This window comes from Nonomuraea sp. NPDC050328, from assembly GCF_044459405.1.
In the GTDB taxonomy this organism is placed as follows: Bacteria; Actinomycetota; Actinomycetes; order Streptosporangiales; family Streptosporangiaceae; genus Nonomuraea.
This window is the reverse complement of the sequence record NZ_JBITIW010000014.1, coordinates 113,627-128,913: the sequence shown is the minus strand read 5'-3', so window position 1 is coordinate 128,913 and position 15,287 is coordinate 113,627. Positions and strand designations below refer to the sequence as shown.

The following is a 15,287-nucleotide window of genomic DNA, read 5'->3' as shown; positions in this document are numbered from 1 at the left end:
GCTCCCGAACTCAGCCCTCCTGCGCTCAGCCCTCCTGCGCTCAGCGCTTCTGGGCGAACTGCCGGAGCTGCGGGGCCAGCACGTCCGCGGTGGTCCCGTGGTTCTCGCCCGGTACGGCTCGCAGCTCGGCCGTGGGCAGCGCCTCGGCCGCCGCGCGGGCCCCGGTGACGAGCCACGGCATGGTGTCGAGGCCGTGCATGACCAGCACGGGCGCGGTGATCGCGCCCCAGCGGCCGGCCGGCAGCGGCGCACCCGACATGGTGGTGCCCATGATCCGCCCGTCGTAGGCGATGGTGTGCGCGACCGCCTCGAAGGTGGACCAGTACGGCGTCTGCCGGAACCCGGCCACGTCCTCGGCGCTGCCGCCGACCGCCGCGGTCATGAACAGCTCCATCGCGCCCCCCGGCCGGCCGGCGGCCACCGCGGCGTCGAGCCGCTCGACGTAGTCACCGGGCAGCGGCGGCCGGCTGTCGTCGACGACGAAGGGCGGCTCGAACAGGCCCACGTGCGTGATCGGCAGCCCGGCCGCCGCCGCGTCGAGGGTCAGGACCGCGCCGGAGGACCAGCCGAAGACCATGGCCGGCGCGCCGGCGTCGTCGATCAGCGCGGCGATGTCCTCGATCTCCCGCTCGATCGCGTAGGGCGGGGTGTCACCGCTCTCGCCGCGGCCCCGGCGGTCGTAGGCGTAGACCCGGAACTCGTCGCTCAGCAGGCCGGCCACCTCGGCGTTGAGCGGGTTGACCCCGCGGTAGGCGGTCGCGCCGTCCACGATGATCAGCGGGCGGCCCTCGCCCCAGACGTCGAAGGCGATGGTCGTGCCGTCCTTGGACCTGACCGTTCCCATGGCGTGGCTCCCTTTCCCGGAAGCGGTGTACCGTACGGTACTGTACTGGGGTGAACCGTACGGTACTGTACGCTCACGGTCAATCCCCCGTTCGGAGGTCCTCGCATGGCACAGGCCGAAGTACGCCGCCGGATCATGGACGCGGCCCTGGAGGTCTTCCTCCGTGACGGCTACGTCGGCGCCAAGACCGACGAGATCGCCGCCGCCGCCGGGGCCTCCAAGCAGACGATCTACAAGCACTTCGGCCGCAAGGAGGCGCTGTTCGAGCAGATCGTGCTCGACCGGCTGACCGGCATCGACGAGATCTTCCAGGACGCCCTGCGCAAGCTGGCCGCCGCCGACGACCTGGAGCCCACGCTGCGCGAGGTCGCCCGGAAGTTCGTGCACGCCCTCACCCGGCCCGCGCACCTGCGCGTGCGCCGCCTGGTGATCGCCGAGGCGGGCCGGTTCCCGAACCTGGGCAACGCCTACTTCGAGGCCGGGCCCGGACGGGTGCACGCCGCCCTCGCCGCCGCCTTCGAGCAGCTCGCCGGGCGCGGGCTGCTCCGTGTCGAGGACGCCGTGCTGGCCGCCAACCACTTCACCTGGCTGGTCACCTCCATCCCGGTGAACAAGGTGATGTTCTGCGGCGACGAGGTCACCTTCCGGGACGCCGAGCTCGAGCACTACGCCGACTCCGCGGTCCGGGTCTTCCTCGCCGCGTACGGCGTCAGGGTTGGTGACCAGCCGGCCGGGCAGTAGCCGCGGCATGAACGAGGACACGTTGCCCGAGGAACTGCCCGCCGCCGTCGGACAGGTGAACGGGGAGAGCGACATGCGGGTGGAGCGGGCCGGCGTCGAGGTGCGGCAGACCGCGCGGCCCATCCCGGCCGAACCGGTCGATCCGCCGGCCGACCCCGAGGCGAAGGCCGAGGCCGAACAGCGGAAGACCGAACGCGAGGGCCCCGACGAGCCCGATCAGGAGCCCGAACCCACCGACTGACCGAACCGGCCCCCGTTTCAACCCACCCGCTGACCTCTTGGTCCGGCTCGCCGATCGGGCGGTCACCTGGGCAGCCACCGCAGGGTGAGGACGCCGAGCGCCGCGTGCAGCCCGGCCGCGACCGCGGCCACCACGCGGAGCCCGGTGACGAAAGCCGCCTTGGCCTCCTCCGCCGCCGCGGCGGCCAGACCGGGCAGCCGCAACGTCTCGGCCAGGGTCGGCGCGAGGTCCGGCCCCTGAAGACGGAAGACCAGTACGGCGAGCGACCCGAACACCGCGATGCCCAGAGCGTTCCCCAGCTCGTTCCCGGTCTCCGCGATCGCCCCCGCCGCCCCCGCCCGCTCCACCGGAACCGCACCGACAGCGGTGTCGGCCACGACGCTGAAGCTCAGCCCGTACCCGAGCCCGGCCACCACGGTGGAGGCCACGTACCAGCCGACCCCGCCGGGCAGCAGGAGCAGCAACCCGGCGGCGATGGCGAAGTGGCACAGGATCAGAGCGGTCCGCCGCCCGATCCGCTCGACGACGTGCGGCGTGACCACACAGGTCAGGATGAGGACGGCAGCCCCGGGAAGGGCGAGCAGCGCGGCGTCCAGCACCGCCAGGCCGAGCACCGACTGCAGGTAGCCGCCGGCCAGGTACGCGGTGGCCGACCAGGCGGCCAGCGGCAGCAGCCCGGTGATGATCGCCACGGTGAAGACGCGGTCGCGGAAGAGGGCGAAGTCGATCAGCGGGTGCGCGAGCAGCCGTTGCCTGCGCACGAACCAGCCCAGCAGCACCACCCCGGCCACGCCCAGGGCGACCGGCCCCGCGGCGAGGCCCTCCGCCGCGGTGTGCTTGACCGCGTACCCGGCCAGCAGCAGGCCCGCCGCGGAGGTGACGACGCTGAGCGCGTCCACCCCGCCGGGACGCCGGGCGCGGACCTCGCGGAGCACCACGGGCGCGGCGAGCAGGAACAACACGACGACCGGCAGGTTGATCAGGAAGACCGAGCCCCACCAGAAGCGCTCCAGCAACAGGCCCCCGGCGATCGGCCCGACGGCGAAACCGGCCGCGAAGGTCGCGGCGAAGATGCCGATCGCGCGGGCCCGGTGTCCCGGGTCGGTGAACAGCTCGCTCAGCACGGCCAGGGCGGAGGGCAGGAGGGTCGCGCCGGCCACGCCCATCAGCAGCCGGGCGGCGATGAGGAGCCCGGCGTCCGGGGCGAAGGCGGCCGCCGCCGAGGCGGCTCCGAACGCGGCGGTGCCGATCATGAGCAGCTTGAGCCTGCCGTACCGGTCGCCCAGGTTGCCGAAGGCGATCAGCAGGGAACCGACCGCGAAGCCGTACCCGTCGAGGATCCACAGCGCCTGGTCGGCGGTGGGGGTCAGCTCGCGGCTGATCCGCGGCATGGCCAGGAACAGGATGGACCCGTCCATGGAGACCAGCAGGACGGGACCGAGGACGGCCAGCAGGCCGAGCCAGGACCGCAACCCAGCCGATGGCCGCCGAGTGGCAGGCCGGTCAGGGCGGTCAGGGCGGTGACCAGAGGGCCGGTCAGGGTGCTGGCCAGGGGGCTGGTCGGAGTGTGGATCAGCGGGCCGATCAGAAGGCTGGCCGGCGGGGCGACCGGGGTGCTGGTCAGGGTGTTGGGTGCGGTGTGGGGTGACATGTCGGGACATGTGGTCGAGGCTCCGCCGGCGCGGCCCGCGCAACCATCCCCCTGCCGAGGGTGCACCCAGCAGGGTCACCCACGCGCCCGCCGCCCGCCCTAGGCTCGACGGCATGGAAGACCTGGGGACGTTCCTGCGCGGCCGCCGCGCGCGGATCACACCGCAGCAGATCGGGCTGCGCACCTTCGGCACCGCACGCCGGGTGCCCGGCCTGCGGCGCGAGGAGCTGGCCCAGCTCGCAGGGGTGAGCGCGGGCTACTACACCCGCCTGGAGCAGGGACAGGCCGGCACCGCCTCCGAGCAGGTGCTAGACGCGCTGGCCCGGGTGCTGCGACTCGACCGGATCGAGCGCGCCCACCTGCACAACCTCGCCCGCCAGCCCGCGACCCCCGGCCTGGCCGAGCCGCCGCCGGAGGACCCGCACCCCAGGGTGCTCGCGCTGCTGGCGGCGCTGGGCGAGACGACGCCGGCGATCGTCCTGGGCCGCCGGGGCGACGTGCTGGCCTGGAACCGCACCGGGCACGCGCTGTTCGCCGAGCACCTGCCCTTCGACCTGTCCCCCGGCGAGCGGCCGTCGGTGCCGCGATTGTTCTTCCTCGACCCGTTCACCCGCGACCTGCACCGCAACTGGGCGGAGCTGGCCCGCATCCACGTCGCCTACCTGCGGCTGACCGCGGGCCGCTTCCCGACGGACGCGAAGCTGGCGGCGCTGATCGGCGAGCTGACCATGCGCAGCGACGAGTTCGCCCGGATGTGGGCGGTCGGCGAGGTCTCCGACTGCACCGTCGGGACCATGCACCTGAACCACCCGACGGTCGGCCGGGCCAGCGTGGACTACCAGGTGTGGCTCCAGCCGGACAGCCCCGACCACCGGCTGGAGATCTACACCCCGCACGACGCGGGCTCCGCCGACGCGCTCCGCATCCTGGCCTCAGCCGGGTAAGGCCGGTCAGGCCGCGTTGCCCACCACGCGCTCCGGCGTGATCCGGATCTCCACCCGCACCGCCTCCGGCGGCAGGGCCAGATAGGCCTCCCCCGCCCCGGCGCCCTCGTACTTCTCGGCCAGCGACACGGCCAGCCGCCGCCCCTCGTCCTCGGTGACCGTGGCCACGCCCCGCACCTCGACGTAGCTCTCGGGGTCGGCGAGGTCGAACACGCTGAGGCTGACCCGCGGGTCCCGCTCGACGTTGCGGACCTTGCGCCGCCCGGCCTGGGAGGAGATGACCACGTCGTCGCCGTCGAGGCTGACCCAGACCGCCGAGGTCTGCGGGCTGCCGTCGGGGTTGAGGGTGGCCAGGATGCCGGTGTTCGGGCCGCCGAGGATCTTACGCGCGGAGTCGCTGAGAGTGACGCTCATGATCCGACAGCATAGGCCTGGACACCCAGGTCGCAGGTTCAGTAGCGGTGACGGATACCGCTACTGAGCAAGTGCGGGGTTAGCCTCGGCCAACCGTCTTTCCCCCCAGGGCGGAGGTCCATCGGCATGCGTCACAGGCTCCGGACCGCGATCGTGGCAGCGGCCACGATCCTCGCGATCCCCTTCCCGGCCGCGGCAGCCGTACCGCGAGCACCCCAACCAGCGGCAGCGGCGGCAGCCGTACCGCGCACATCCGAACCGGCGGCGGCAGCCGCCCGGCACGTGCGGCACGCCGACCCGGTCACCCCGGTCGGCGAGCAGCAGGAGGCCGAGCTCACCCTGCGCTACGGCACGTCCGGCCGGCAGTGGTCGGCCGAGATCAGGCGGCCGGGCTCCAGCTACGTCAAGGTGCACTTCAGCGCGCTCAAGCTCGTCCCCGGCGACCACCTCACGGTGGCCTCGCCCGACGGCCGCGAGGTGCACACCTACTACGGCGACCCCACGCTCGGCGCCAACACCGGCGGCTCCGGGCACACGGTGCACGGCACGCCCGGCTTCGCCGCGTTGTCCGTCGACGGCGACACCGCCGTGGTGACGCTGCACGCCGCCGGATCACGATCCGCCTCCCGGCTCACCCGGCAGGGTTACGGCGCGGTCGTCGACCGCTACTACCGCGGCTTCACCAAGGACGAGGCCGCGGCCCGCGCGCCCCGGTCCTTCTCGGTCTGCGGCACCGACGCCCGGCGCGACGTCGTCTGCTACCGCGACAGCCACCCCACCGAGTTCGCCCGCAGCAACGCCGTCGCCCGCCAGCTCCTCGACGGCCTGGGCAGTTGCACCGCCTGGCGGGTCGGCAACACCAACCGCATGCTGACCAACTACCACTGCATGGAGAGCGCCGCGGACCTGGCGGCCAGCGAGTTCCAGTTCGACTACCAGTGCGCCACCTGCGGCGGCAACGACCCGCGCGCGGGCACCAAGGTCAGCGGCGCGCAGTTCCTGAAGTCCAGCAACCTCAACGCGCTCGACTACGCCCTGTTCAGCGTGAACAACTTCGCCGCGATCCAGCAGTACGGCACGCTCTACCTCGACCCGCGCCCGCCGGTCGCCGGGGAGCGGATCTACATCCCCGGCCACGGCGACGTGCTGCCCAAGCGGCTGTCGCTGTTCGAGGAGACCCAGGGCGGCGCCACCTGCAAGATCGACGTGGTGTCCTCCGGGGTCAACACCGGCTACCGCTGCGACACCTCGGGCGGCAACTCCGGCTCGCCGGTGCTGGCCGCCTCCAGCCACAAGGTGATCGCCCTGCACCACCTGGGCGGCTGTCCCAACTGGGGTACCCGGATCACCGAGGTCTACAACGAGATCTCGGGCCTGATCGACAACACCCCGCCCACCGGCGGCAACGACTTCTCGCTGGCGCTGTCGCCCACCTCGGCGAACGTGCCGGCGGGGCAGTCGGCGACCTCGACGGTGTCCAGCGCGGTCACCGGCGGTCAGGCGCAGCAGATCACGCTGGCCGCCTCCGGCCTGCCCGCCGGCGCGACCGCCACCTTCGCGCCCCAGGTCATCCAGGCCGGCGGCAGCTCGACGCTGACCCTGGCGACCACCGCGCAGACGCCGGCCGGGACGTACCAGGTCACCGTGACCGGCACGGGCGCCTCGGCGACCCGCACCGCCACCTTCGCGCTCACCGTCGGCGGCGGTCCCCCGCAGGGCTGCGCGGGCTTCGAGACGACCAAGACCGGCTCGCTGACCAGCGGCGCCAGCCAGTACCAGCCGGACGGCCAGTACTTCCAGACCACCACGACCGGCGCGCACCGAGCCTGCCTCGACGGCCCGACCGGCACCGACTACGACCTGTACCTGCAGAAGTGGAACGGCTCCACCTGGGCGTCCGTCGCGCAGGGCGCCACCTCCGGGCCCGACGAGACGCTCAGCTACACCGGCACCGCCGGCTACTACCGCTACCGCGTCCACGCCTACCAGGGAGGTGGCGCCTACACCCTGGGCTACGACGCGCCCTGAGCCCCCTCGCCGATCGGGCCGGCCGCCGGGAACCCGTCCTGCACGGACGCCGGGCGGCCGGCCTCCCACATGCGGTCGAACTCGCCGTGGAAGTGCCGGAACCAGCGCGGGTCGCGCTGCGCGGTGAGCGTGAAGACCGGGTCGGGCCGCGCCGAGCTGTGCGTGCCCAGCTCGACGTGGAGCACCCCGCCGGTGCTGTCCGGGTCGATCAGCACCACGCCGAAGGCCGGGACGAACGGCAGCAGCCGCACCTCCAGCCGCCCGGTGGCGTCCGGCAGGGCCGCCAGGTGGCGCAGCAGGTCGGTGGTGGCGCGGACCCGGTGACCGAAGACCTCCGGGTGGTCGGGGATGGTGCTGCGTTTGGCCGCCTGGTCGAGCACGCCGGGCTCGGCGTCGATCAGCAGGATCTTGACGGAGGCGCCCCGCCGCAACCGGTCCTCCAGCTCGCCGACCAGGTTGCGGACGGTACGGCTCAGCGTCACCCCGCACAGCCGGATGTCGTGCGCCCGGGCGATCTGCTCCTCCAGCCCGGCGCGGGTGGTCGTCAGGAAGGCCTCGGCCGACACCGACCCGGCGATCCGCTCCTCGACCAGCCGGTTGAGCCGGCCGACCTGCTCCTTCAGCTCGTCGGCCTGCTGGCGCGGACCGAGCGCGTTGACGGCGAGCAGGGCGAGCGTGGCCAGGATCGCGGCGCTGATGACCTCGGCGTCCACGGTGCCCACGACACCGAGGACGCCCACGCCCAGGGCGATCAGCGCGGTCAGATAGATCTCCAGGTTGCGGCCGGCGGCCAGGTCGGCGCGTAACCGAGCGAAGGGGTTCACCCCCTCATCATGGCCCGGAACGCTGCGACCGCATCGTCTCGCGCAGCACCGCCCAGGCGTCGGCCACCGGGCCGACGTGGGTGAGCTTGTCGGGGTTGAGCACCGCGTGGATGGCCTGGATGCGCCCGTCGAGGATGTCGAGCGCCCAGGTGTTGACCACCCGGCCCTCGCGGTCGCGGAAGATCGCGCCCGGCTGGCCGTTGACCTCGTGCGGCTCGACCGTGCCGCCGATCCGGGCGAACGGCAGCACCAGCGCGGTCAGCAGCCGGCGCACGTTGGCGACGCCGTGCACGCCGTCCTCGCCCCAGCGGGGCGCCTTGCCGCCGCTGTCGGCCAGCAGGTGGACGTCGGCGGCCAGCAGATCGGTGAGCCGCTCGACGTCGCCGTCGCGGAAGGCGTCGAAGAAGCGGCCGGCCAGCTCCTCGCGCTCGCGCCGGTCGGCCTCGAACCGGGGACGGCCCTCGTCCATGTGCCGGCGCGCCCGGACCACGAGCTGGCGGCAGGCCGCCTCCGACCGGCCGACCGTCGCGGCCACCTCGGCGAAGCCGAACCCGAAGACCTCGCGCAGCACGAAGACCGCCCGCTCCAGCGGGCTGAGCCGCTCCAGCAGGAGCAACGCGGCCATCGACACCGAGTCGGCCAGCTCGGCCGAGCGCTCGGGGTCGGCGTAGGGGTCGCTCAGCAGCGGCTCGGGGAACCACGGCCCGACGTACTCCTCGCGCCGCACGCGCGCCGAGCGCAGCACGTCGATGGCGAGCCTGGTGACCACGGCCGACAGGAACGCCTTGGGCGAGTCCGGCGGGGGCTCGACGCTCTCGTAGCGCAGCCAGGTCTCCTGCACCGCGTCCTCGGCCTCGGTGACGCTGCCGAGGATGCGGTAGGCGATGGAGAACAGCAGCGGCCGCAGCTCCTGGAACTGCTCGGCCCGGTTCACGCCGGTTCCCGGCCGGGCTCGGTCCCGACGATGGCCACGTACACCCGCATGAGCTTTCACCTTCCGGCCGGTCGACGTCCTTCCCCATCCAAGACGAGACAGGGCGGGAGTCTGTGACATGGGACCCGCCCGGGGGCGCGGAGGGGCGGAGGTAGAGTCGGATCTCATGTCGCAGATGCCCCGGGTGCTGGCCGTACAGAACGATCCGAAAGGCGGGCCAGGGCGGTTCGCCGGCTGGCTGGCCGAGGCCGGGATCGCGCTCGACGTGGCGACCCCCTTCGACGGGTCCGCGCTCCCGGACCGGCTGGAGCACGACGGGCTGATCGTGCTGGGCGGCGCCTACCTGCCGGACGACGACGAGCGGGCGCCCTGGTTGCCGGCCACCCGCGCGCTGGCCGGGCAGGCCCTGGAGCGGGCGGTGCCGTACTTCGGGATCTGCCTCGGCGGCCAGTTGCTGGCCCAGGTCGGCGGCGGCCGGGTGCAGGGCGACGCGGGCGCGCCCGAGCACGGCAGCACGCCGATCACCGTCCGCGCCGAGGCCGCCGCCGACCCGCTGTTCGGCGGGCTGCCCGGCACGGTGCCGGCCATCGAGAACCACATCGACGCGATCACCGCCCTGCCGCCCGGCGCGGTGTGGCTGGCGTCGACCGAGCGCTGCCCGTACCAGGCCTTCCGGCTGGGCGAGCGGGCGTGGGGCGTGCAGTTCCACCCCGAGGCGGGGCCCGGCCGCATCCGCGGCTGGAGCCCCGAGTCCGCCCGCCGCCGCGGCCTCGACCTGGACACGTTGTACGGCGGAGCCGTGACGGACGACGCGCTCGCGCGGGCCGCCTGGGGCGAGGTGGCGGCCCGCTTCGCCGCCCAGGTCCTGGCCCGCCGGCCGGACCTCAGCGCCCTTCCGCGATGACCCCGGCCCCCTGGGAACCGCCCGCCTCGGCGGCGGCCCCGGGGTCCGGCCGGTCGAGGCCGAGAAGCTTGGCGAGGGGGCCGTCCGGGTCGGCGGTGAGGTCGGCGAAGGTGCCCTGAGCGACCACCCGGCCGGCGTCGAGCACGACGATGTGGTCGGCGCGGCGGATGGTGGCCGGGCGGTGCGCGATGACCAGCGTGGCGCGGTCCTGGGCCGCCGCGGCGAGGGTGGCGGCCAGGCGGGCCTCGTTGCCGGGGTCGAGGTTGGCCACCGCCTCGTCGAGCACGAGAACGGGCGCACCGGTCGCCAGGGCCCGCGCGACCGCGACCCTGGCCCGCTGGCCGCCGGACAGGGTGACGCCGCGCTCGCCGACCGGCGTGTCGGGGTCGATCGCCAGGTGCGCCGCGGCCAGGGCCGGGACCACGTCGGCGTCCGGGGCGCCGAGCCGGACGTTGTCCTCGACCGTCCCGGCGAACAGGTGCACGTCCTGCGGGACCACGGTGACGTGCGCGGGCACGTCCGCCACCCGGTCGAGCGGGACGCCGCCGAGCAGGATGCGGCCCCCGTCCGGATCCCAGTACCGCAGCAGGAGCGAGACGCAGGTCGTCTTGCCCGCGCCCGAGGCGCCGACCAGCGCCACCGTCTGGCCGTGCCGGACGGTGAAGGAGACGCCGCGCAGGACCTCGGGGCCGTCGGGGGCGTAACGGAAACGCACGTCCTCGAAGACCACCGCCGGGGCGGGCGCCGGGGTCGCGGGCTCGGCCGGGGCGGGGACGTTGGGCGGGGCGGTGACCAGGGTGTGCACCCGTCCGGCCGCCGCGCGGAGCGTGCCGTACTCCTTCAGCAGCCCGGCCACCTGGGTGGCCGGGCCGAGGGCGCCGGCCGCGACCACCATGGCCAGCGGGGCGTGCGCCGGGTCCAGCTCGCCGGCGCGCACCAGGAGGGCTACGGCGAGCAGCGTCCCGGCGGCGGCCAGCGCGACCAGCAGGTCGGTGAGGGCGCTCTCCAGGCCGCCGCGGGCCGCGTTGGCCGCCTGGAGCCCGGCCAGCTCGCGGGTGCGGGCGGCCAGCAGGGCGCGGCGGCGGCCGAGGGCGCGGAAGGCGGTCAGCTCGCGCAGGCCCTGCACGGTGTCGACGACGTCCGCGGTGAGGCTCGCGGTGGCGGCGCGCAGTTCGTCGCCGTGTCGCCGGGAGCGGCGGCGCAACCACAGCGGCACCGTCGCCACCGCCGCCGCCAGGGGCAGGAGGATGGCCGGGAGCCAGGGGTGCAGCAGGGCGGTGAGCACCGTGCCCGCGGTGAGGACGACCGCCGCGGTCAGGCCCTGGGCGAGGGTGTGCGCGAACAGCCACTCCAGGGTCTCGACGTCCGACAGCACCGTCGCGGACAGGTCGCCGCTGCGCCGGCCCAGCAGGCGGGCCGGGGCGATCCTGGCGATCGCCGTGTAGATCTGGCCGCGGAGCCCGGCCAGGACCCGGTAGGCCAGGTCGTGGGCCACGTACGTCTCCCACCAGGCGGCCAGGGTGACCACCGTCACCAGCCCGGCCAGCGCCGTGGCGACCGGCGGCAGGTCGGTGGGCGTGCCGGTGAGCACGCGGCCCAGCAGCCAGGCCGCGGTGGCGGCCGCGGCCAGGGCGGCGGTCTGGGCGAGCAGGTTGGCGGCCAGCGTGGCGGCGAACGCCCGCCGGTGCCCGGCCACCGCCCCGGCCAGCCACCACATCGGCCCCCGTTCAGGGATTCTCGGATGGGTCATACGGTCACGTCCTCGACGATCGGCGGGAGGTCAGTGGGCAGATGCGGTGGTGTGGAGGGTGGCGGGCGGGCCGGACTCGACGACCTCGCCGCGGTCGAGGACGACGATCCGGTCGGCGTCACGCACGGTGGACAGCCGGTGCGCGATCACCAGGCAGGTACGGCCACGCCGCAACCGGGCGAGGGCGTCCTCGCCCTGGACGTCCACGTGCGAGGTGGCCTCGTCGAGCAGCAGCACGGGCGCGTCGGCCAGCAGGGCCCGGGCGATGGCCAGCCGCTGGCGCTGCCCGCCGGACAGCGTCGCCCCACGCTCGCCCAGCCGCGTGCCGTACCCCTCGGGCAGGGCGGTGATGAAGCCGTGCGCGCCCGCGGCCCGCGCGGCGGCGGCCAGCTCGGCGTCGGAGGCCCCGGGCCTGGCCAGCCGGAGGTTGTCGGCGACGGTCCCGTGGAAGAGGTAGGTGTCCTGGGCGACCACGGCGACGCCCGCGCGCAGCGCGTCCAGGCTCAGCTCCCGCAGATCGGCGCCGCCGATCGTGATGGAGCCGCCGCCGGGGTCGAAGTGCCGCTGGAGCAGGGCGGCCAGCGTGCTCTTGCCCGCCCCCGACGGGCCGATCAGCGCGACGGTCTGGCCGCCGCCGACCCGGAAACTCACCTGGTGCACGGCAGGCCGCGCGGCTCCCGGATAGGTGAAGGTGACCCGGTCGAAGACGAGCTCCGGCCGGGGCGCGACCGTGGCGAGCGTCCCGGTGTCGCGGACCGGGAGCGGGGCCGACAGCAGCTCTTCGAGGCCGTCGACCGCGGTGATGCCGAGGTAGCCGGCGTGCCAGTACTCCGCCAGGTTCCGCACCGGGCGGAAGCACTCGGCCGTGATCAGCAGCACGGCGAACACGCTCCACGCGTCGCCCGGCCGGGCGGCCACCAGCACCGCCGCCGCGGTGCCCGCCTGGACCAGGAAGGCGCTCACCCCGGTCTCGATCAGGGACACCCTCAACTGCCGCATCGTGCTCTCGTAGAGCCGCTGGGCCCGGCCGGCGAGCCCGGCGCCGACCCGCTGGACGGCGCCGAACGCCCGGAGCGTGGCCATGCCCTGGGTGGCTTCGAGGTAGTCGGCGGCCAGGTCGGCGAACGCGCTCCACCGGGCGCGGCCCCGGCGCAGCAGCGTGGCGTCCCAGAACCTCGGGATCACCAGCACCCCGGCCACCGCCGCCGCCAGCACGGCCGCCGCGGCCGGGTGGACGGTGAACAGCCAGCCCACCAGCGTGAGCGGCACGACCAGGGTGATCACGACCTGGGGCAGGTAGCGGCTGAAGTAGGCGTCCAGGCCCTCGACCCCGTCCACCAGCGTGGTCTGCACCCTGCCCGTCCGCGCGCCGGTCAGGTAGGCCGGGCCGAGCCGTCCCAGGCGCTCCACCAGCCGGTCGCGCAACCTGGCCCGGACGAGCGTGCCGGCCCAGGCGGTGACGCACTCGCGGGCCCACAGCAGGACGGCTCTGGCCGCGATCACGCCGAACGTCCAGGCGAGCAGGATCACCGCGGTCTCCGTGCGGCCTTCCGTCAGCGCGGCGAGGGTCGCGGCCAGGAGGAGGGCCTGGCCGACGTAGGCGGCGGACACCGCCAGGCCCAGGGTGACGCAGGCGGCCACGGGGGCTCGGACGCTGCCGGAGAGGTGGAGGAGGCGTCGATGGATGATCACGGGTGGCGGTTCCTTGGGGGATGGGGGCCCGAGTTGGACATTTCGGGATTTGAGGTTGGCGCGGCGCCAGCCTAGATGGTAATGATTTTCATTGTCCAGATTGGCAATGATTTTCATACCGGAGGTTTCGATGCGCCCTGGAGCGCTTTTCGGCCGGGTCGGCGAGGCTGCCCGATGATCCGCGCCTTCGCCGTGGCGGCGGCCTTGACCCTGGTCGCCGCCTGCGGCTCCACCCCCGCCCCGCCCGCCCGGCAGGCCGCCTCGGTGAGTGTCGCCGATCCGGCGGGCGGGGGGCGGGTGACGCTGCCCAAGGCTCCCGAGCGCATCGTCTGCCTGACCGGGCTGTGCGACGACATCCTGGTCGAGCTGGGCCTGATGCCCGTGGCCACGACCACGCCCAAGCTGCTGTCCAGGCCCGACTACCTGGGGGCGCGCGGGGCGGAGGTGCCGGTGGTGCCGGGCGGGTTCGGGAGCGAGGACGTCGCCGCGATCGCCCGGGCGCGTCCTGACCTGGTCATCGGGCTGGCCGGGGTGCACGACCAGCTCCGGGCGGCGGTGGAGAAGTTCGCGCCGCTGTGGGTGGTGCGGGTCAAGAGCTACGAGGACTCGATCGCCTACCTGCGGGCGGTGGGCGCCCTCACCGGCCGGGCCGGGCAGCAGGCCCAGGCCGAGCGCGTCTTCCGGACCAAGGTGGCGGACGGCAAGGCCGCCGCGCGGGCCAAAGGGCTGGCCGGGGTGCCGGTGCTGGCCATGTACGGCGGCAGCGGTTCGGTGGGCGTCAACACCACCGACGACGTGCTGGGGCACTTCCTGTCGCAGTTCTTCGGCTACCCATGGCCGAGCAAGGGCGGTGGCTTCGAGACGGCGCAGGCCTACAGCTTGGAGGAGATCCTGGCCAAGGGGCCGCAGGTCATCTTCGTGCAGTCGTTCTCGTTCGGGGGCGGGAAGGCGGTCACCGAGACCTACCGGGAGCATCCGGTCTGGCGGCGGATTCCGGCGGTCGAGGCGGGCCGGGTGTTCGAGGTCCGGCCGGAGCTGTGGGCCTCGGGCCGGGGCACCCGCGCCTTCGGCCTCATCCTGGACGAGGCCCTCTCCAAGGCCGCCGGGTGACCCGCATCCAGGTGGTTCGGAGCGCGCTGGGTGGCCGGGGCGGCTCCCTCGGAGACTCCCCTCCCCCAGCCCCCGCGCAGGAAGGGCCGACGCGGTTCCGGGTGGGGGCGGTCGTGGTGGCCGGGGTGGTGGTGGCCGGGGTGGTACTGGCCGGGCTGGTGGTGGCCGGGCTGAGCCTGGGGACGCCGGTCGTGGCGCCGCATCGGCTGGCCGCGGTCCTGGGCGAGCCGGGGTCGCTGGAGTACGTGGTGGTGTGGGAGCTGCGGGCGCCGCGGCTGGTGATCGCGTTGCTCGGCGGAGCCGCCATCGGCACGGCGGGGCTGCTGCTGCAGGAGTCGTTGCGCAATCCGCTGGCCGTACCCGAGCTGATCGGGGTGTCGTCGGGGGCCGCGCTGGCGGTGGCGGTGTGCGTGGTGTGGGCGTTGCCGGTGCCGGGCGGGCTGTACCCCCTGGCCGGGCTGGGCGGGGCGGCGGTGGGCGGGGCGCTGACGCTGGCCGCCGCGCGGGCGGGGCGGAGCGCGCAGAGCGTGTTGCTGATCGGGGTGGCGGTGTCGACGGCGATCCAGGCGTTGCTGCTGGCCGTGCTGGCCAGTGCCGACCGCCTGCAGTACGACCTGCTCTTCCGCTACCTGGTCGGGAGCTTGAGCGGGGTGGTGTGGGAGCAGGTGGGGCAGACGGTGCCGTGGTTCGTGGTGGCGGTGCCGCTGGTGGTGGCGTGTGTGCCGGCGTTGGGGCTGCTGCGGCTCGGCGACGAGGCCGCGGCGGCGCTCGGCGGGAAGGTCGGGCGGGCTCGGCTCGGGGTGCTGGCGGTGGCGGCGTTGCTCGCCGGGGCGGTGGTGGGGCCTTGCGGGCCGATCGCCTGGGTGGGGTTCGTGGCGCCGTTGCTGGCTCGGCGGCTTCGGCCTCGGGGGGAGGCTCGGGACTGGTTGCCGTGGACGGCCGTCGTGGGGGCGGCCCTCACCGCTGCGGCCGATCTGGCGGCGCGGGTGGCGCTGGCTCCGGTCGAGACGCCGCTCGGGGCCTGGACGGCGCTGGCCGCGGTGCTGGCCGGGGCCGTGCTGCTCCGCGGGCGGGCGGCATGAACGGGCCCGTCGAGACGGCCGGCCGAGCGGGTCGGCTGAGGTGGGCAAAGGGGGTCACCACCCGAGCGAGTCGGCTGAGGCGGACGAAGGGGGACACTCGGGCGGACCGGTTGAGGCGGACGAAGGGG

14 protein-coding genes are annotated in these 15,287 nt (G+C 74.5%); 7 read left to right on the top strand and 7 right to left on the bottom strand.

All coding sequences use genetic code 11. From position 1 onward, the window contains the following. Positions 1–40 precede the first annotated feature (40 nt). On the bottom strand, positions 41–844 hold the full coding sequence (locus tag ACIBG7_RS38340; RefSeq protein WP_397339425.1) for an alpha/beta fold hydrolase: 804 nt from the start codon (positions 842–844) through the stop codon (positions 41–43). 105 nt (positions 845–949) lie between these two features. Between ACIBG7_RS38340 and ACIBG7_RS38335 the strand changes: the two genes are divergently transcribed. Both ACIBG7_RS38335 and ACIBG7_RS38330 read left to right on the top strand, forming a co-directional pair. After that, complete coding sequence (locus tag ACIBG7_RS38335; RefSeq protein ID WP_397339424.1) at positions 950–1,585, top strand: TetR/AcrR family transcriptional regulator; 636 nt, start codon at positions 950–952, stop codon at positions 1,583–1,585. A 7-nt stretch (positions 1,586–1,592) separates the two neighbouring features. Next, positions 1,593–1,826: a hypothetical protein gene (locus ACIBG7_RS38330; protein WP_357925350.1), complete on the top strand. Its 234-nt coding sequence runs from the start codon at positions 1,593–1,595 to the stop codon at positions 1,824–1,826. A gap of 62 nt (positions 1,827–1,888) precedes the next feature. On the opposite strand, the gene ACIBG7_RS38325 is transcribed toward ACIBG7_RS38330, so the two are convergent. Then, positions 1,889–3,298 (bottom strand): MFS transporter, encoded by a 1,410-nt coding sequence (locus ACIBG7_RS38325; RefSeq protein WP_397339423.1) that lies wholly within the window; start codon positions 3,296–3,298, stop codon positions 1,889–1,891. Positions 3,299–3,590: 292 nt separating this feature from the next. Here ACIBG7_RS38325 and ACIBG7_RS38320 point away from each other — a divergent pair, with 292 nt between their 5' ends. Beyond that, positions 3,591–4,421, top strand: coding sequence for a helix-turn-helix transcriptional regulator (locus ACIBG7_RS38320; protein WP_357925345.1), 831 nt, complete (start codon positions 3,591–3,593; stop codon positions 4,419–4,421). A gap of 6 nt (positions 4,422–4,427) precedes the next feature. Here ACIBG7_RS38320 and ACIBG7_RS38315 read toward each other — a convergent pair whose 3' ends face one another. Beyond that, on the bottom strand, positions 4,428–4,835 hold the full coding sequence (locus tag ACIBG7_RS38315) for a PPOX class F420-dependent oxidoreductase (RefSeq protein ID WP_397339422.1): 408 nt from the start codon (positions 4,833–4,835) through the stop codon (positions 4,428–4,430). Between the two features lie 126 nt (positions 4,836–4,961). Between ACIBG7_RS38315 and ACIBG7_RS38310 the strand changes: the two genes are divergently transcribed. Then, a complete protein-coding gene (locus tag ACIBG7_RS38310; protein ID WP_397339421.1) occupies positions 4,962–6,863 on the top strand; it encodes a trypsin-like peptidase domain-containing protein in 1,902 nt (633 codons plus the stop codon). On the opposite strand, the gene ACIBG7_RS38305 is transcribed toward ACIBG7_RS38310, so the two are convergent. Beyond that, the gene (locus tag ACIBG7_RS38305) at positions 6,848–7,687 is read right to left on the bottom strand and encodes a hypothetical protein (protein ID WP_357925337.1); all 840 of its coding nucleotides are present in this window, start codon (positions 7,685–7,687) and stop codon (positions 6,848–6,850) included. The genes ACIBG7_RS38310 and ACIBG7_RS38305 overlap by 16 nt on opposite strands. Before the next feature lie 7 nt (positions 7,688–7,694). Further along, positions 7,695–8,621 (bottom strand): RNA polymerase sigma-70 factor, encoded by a 927-nt coding sequence (locus ACIBG7_RS38300; RefSeq protein WP_357925335.1) that lies wholly within the window; start codon positions 8,619–8,621, stop codon positions 7,695–7,697. Between the two features lie 166 nt (positions 8,622–8,787). Between ACIBG7_RS38300 and ACIBG7_RS38295 the strand changes: the two genes are divergently transcribed. Then, positions 8,788–9,525, top strand: coding sequence for a type 1 glutamine amidotransferase (locus ACIBG7_RS38295; protein ID WP_357925332.1), 738 nt, complete (start codon positions 8,788–8,790; stop codon positions 9,523–9,525). On the opposite strand, the gene ACIBG7_RS38290 is transcribed toward ACIBG7_RS38295, so the two are convergent. Beyond that, positions 9,506–11,275: an ABC transporter ATP-binding protein gene (locus ACIBG7_RS38290; RefSeq protein ID WP_397339420.1), complete on the bottom strand. Its 1,770-nt coding sequence runs from the start codon at positions 11,273–11,275 to the stop codon at positions 9,506–9,508. The two genes, ACIBG7_RS38295 and ACIBG7_RS38290, sit on opposite strands and share 20 nt — an antisense overlap. A 30-nt stretch (positions 11,276–11,305) precedes the next feature. After that, on the bottom strand, positions 11,306–12,967 hold the full coding sequence (locus ACIBG7_RS38285; protein WP_397339419.1) for an ABC transporter ATP-binding protein/permease: 1,662 nt from the start codon (positions 12,965–12,967) through the stop codon (positions 11,306–11,308). 174 nt (positions 12,968–13,141) lie between these two features. On the opposite strand from ACIBG7_RS38285, the gene ACIBG7_RS38280 reads away from it, so the two are divergent. Together ACIBG7_RS38280 and ACIBG7_RS38275 are read left to right on the top strand one after the other, a co-directional pair. Continuing rightward, positions 13,142–14,077 carry an ABC transporter substrate-binding protein gene (locus ACIBG7_RS38280; RefSeq protein ID WP_397339418.1) on the top strand — a complete coding sequence of 312 codons (936 nt, stop codon included), beginning with the start codon at positions 13,142–13,144 and terminating at the stop codon, positions 14,075–14,077. Further along, complete coding sequence (locus ACIBG7_RS38275) at positions 14,074–15,159, top strand: FecCD family ABC transporter permease (RefSeq protein ID WP_397339417.1); 1,086 nt, start codon at positions 14,074–14,076, stop codon at positions 15,157–15,159. The genes ACIBG7_RS38280 and ACIBG7_RS38275 overlap by 4 nt, the downstream gene beginning before the upstream one ends. The last annotated feature ends 128 nt before the right edge of the window (positions 15,160–15,287 follow it).

Coding starts and splice junctions, on each gene's coding strand:
- ACIBG7_RS38320 (WP_357925345.1), top strand. CDS start 3,591: ATGGAAGACCTGGGGACGTTCCTGCGCGGCCGCCGCGCGCGGATCACA.
- ACIBG7_RS38330 (WP_357925350.1), top strand. CDS start 1,593: ATGAACGAGGACACGTTGCCCGAGGAACTGCCCGCCGCCGTCGGACAG.
- ACIBG7_RS38290 (WP_397339420.1), bottom strand. CDS start 11,275: ATGACCCATCCGAGAATCCCTGAACGGGGGCCGATGTGGTGGCTGGCC.
- ACIBG7_RS38335 (WP_397339424.1), top strand. CDS start 950: ATGGCACAGGCCGAAGTACGCCGCCGGATCATGGACGCGGCCCTGGAG.
- ACIBG7_RS38295 (WP_357925332.1), top strand. CDS start 8,788: ATGTCGCAGATGCCCCGGGTGCTGGCCGTACAGAACGATCCGAAAGGC.
- ACIBG7_RS38280 (WP_397339418.1), top strand. CDS start 13,142: ATGATCCGCGCCTTCGCCGTGGCGGCGGCCTTGACCCTGGTCGCCGCC.
- ACIBG7_RS38315 (WP_397339422.1), bottom strand. CDS start 4,835: ATGAGCGTCACTCTCAGCGACTCCGCGCGTAAGATCCTCGGCGGCCCG.
- ACIBG7_RS38340 (WP_397339425.1), bottom strand. CDS start 844: ATGGGAACGGTCAGGTCCAAGGACGGCACGACCATCGCCTTCGACGTC.
- ACIBG7_RS38310 (WP_397339421.1), top strand. CDS start 4,962: ATGCGTCACAGGCTCCGGACCGCGATCGTGGCAGCGGCCACGATCCTC.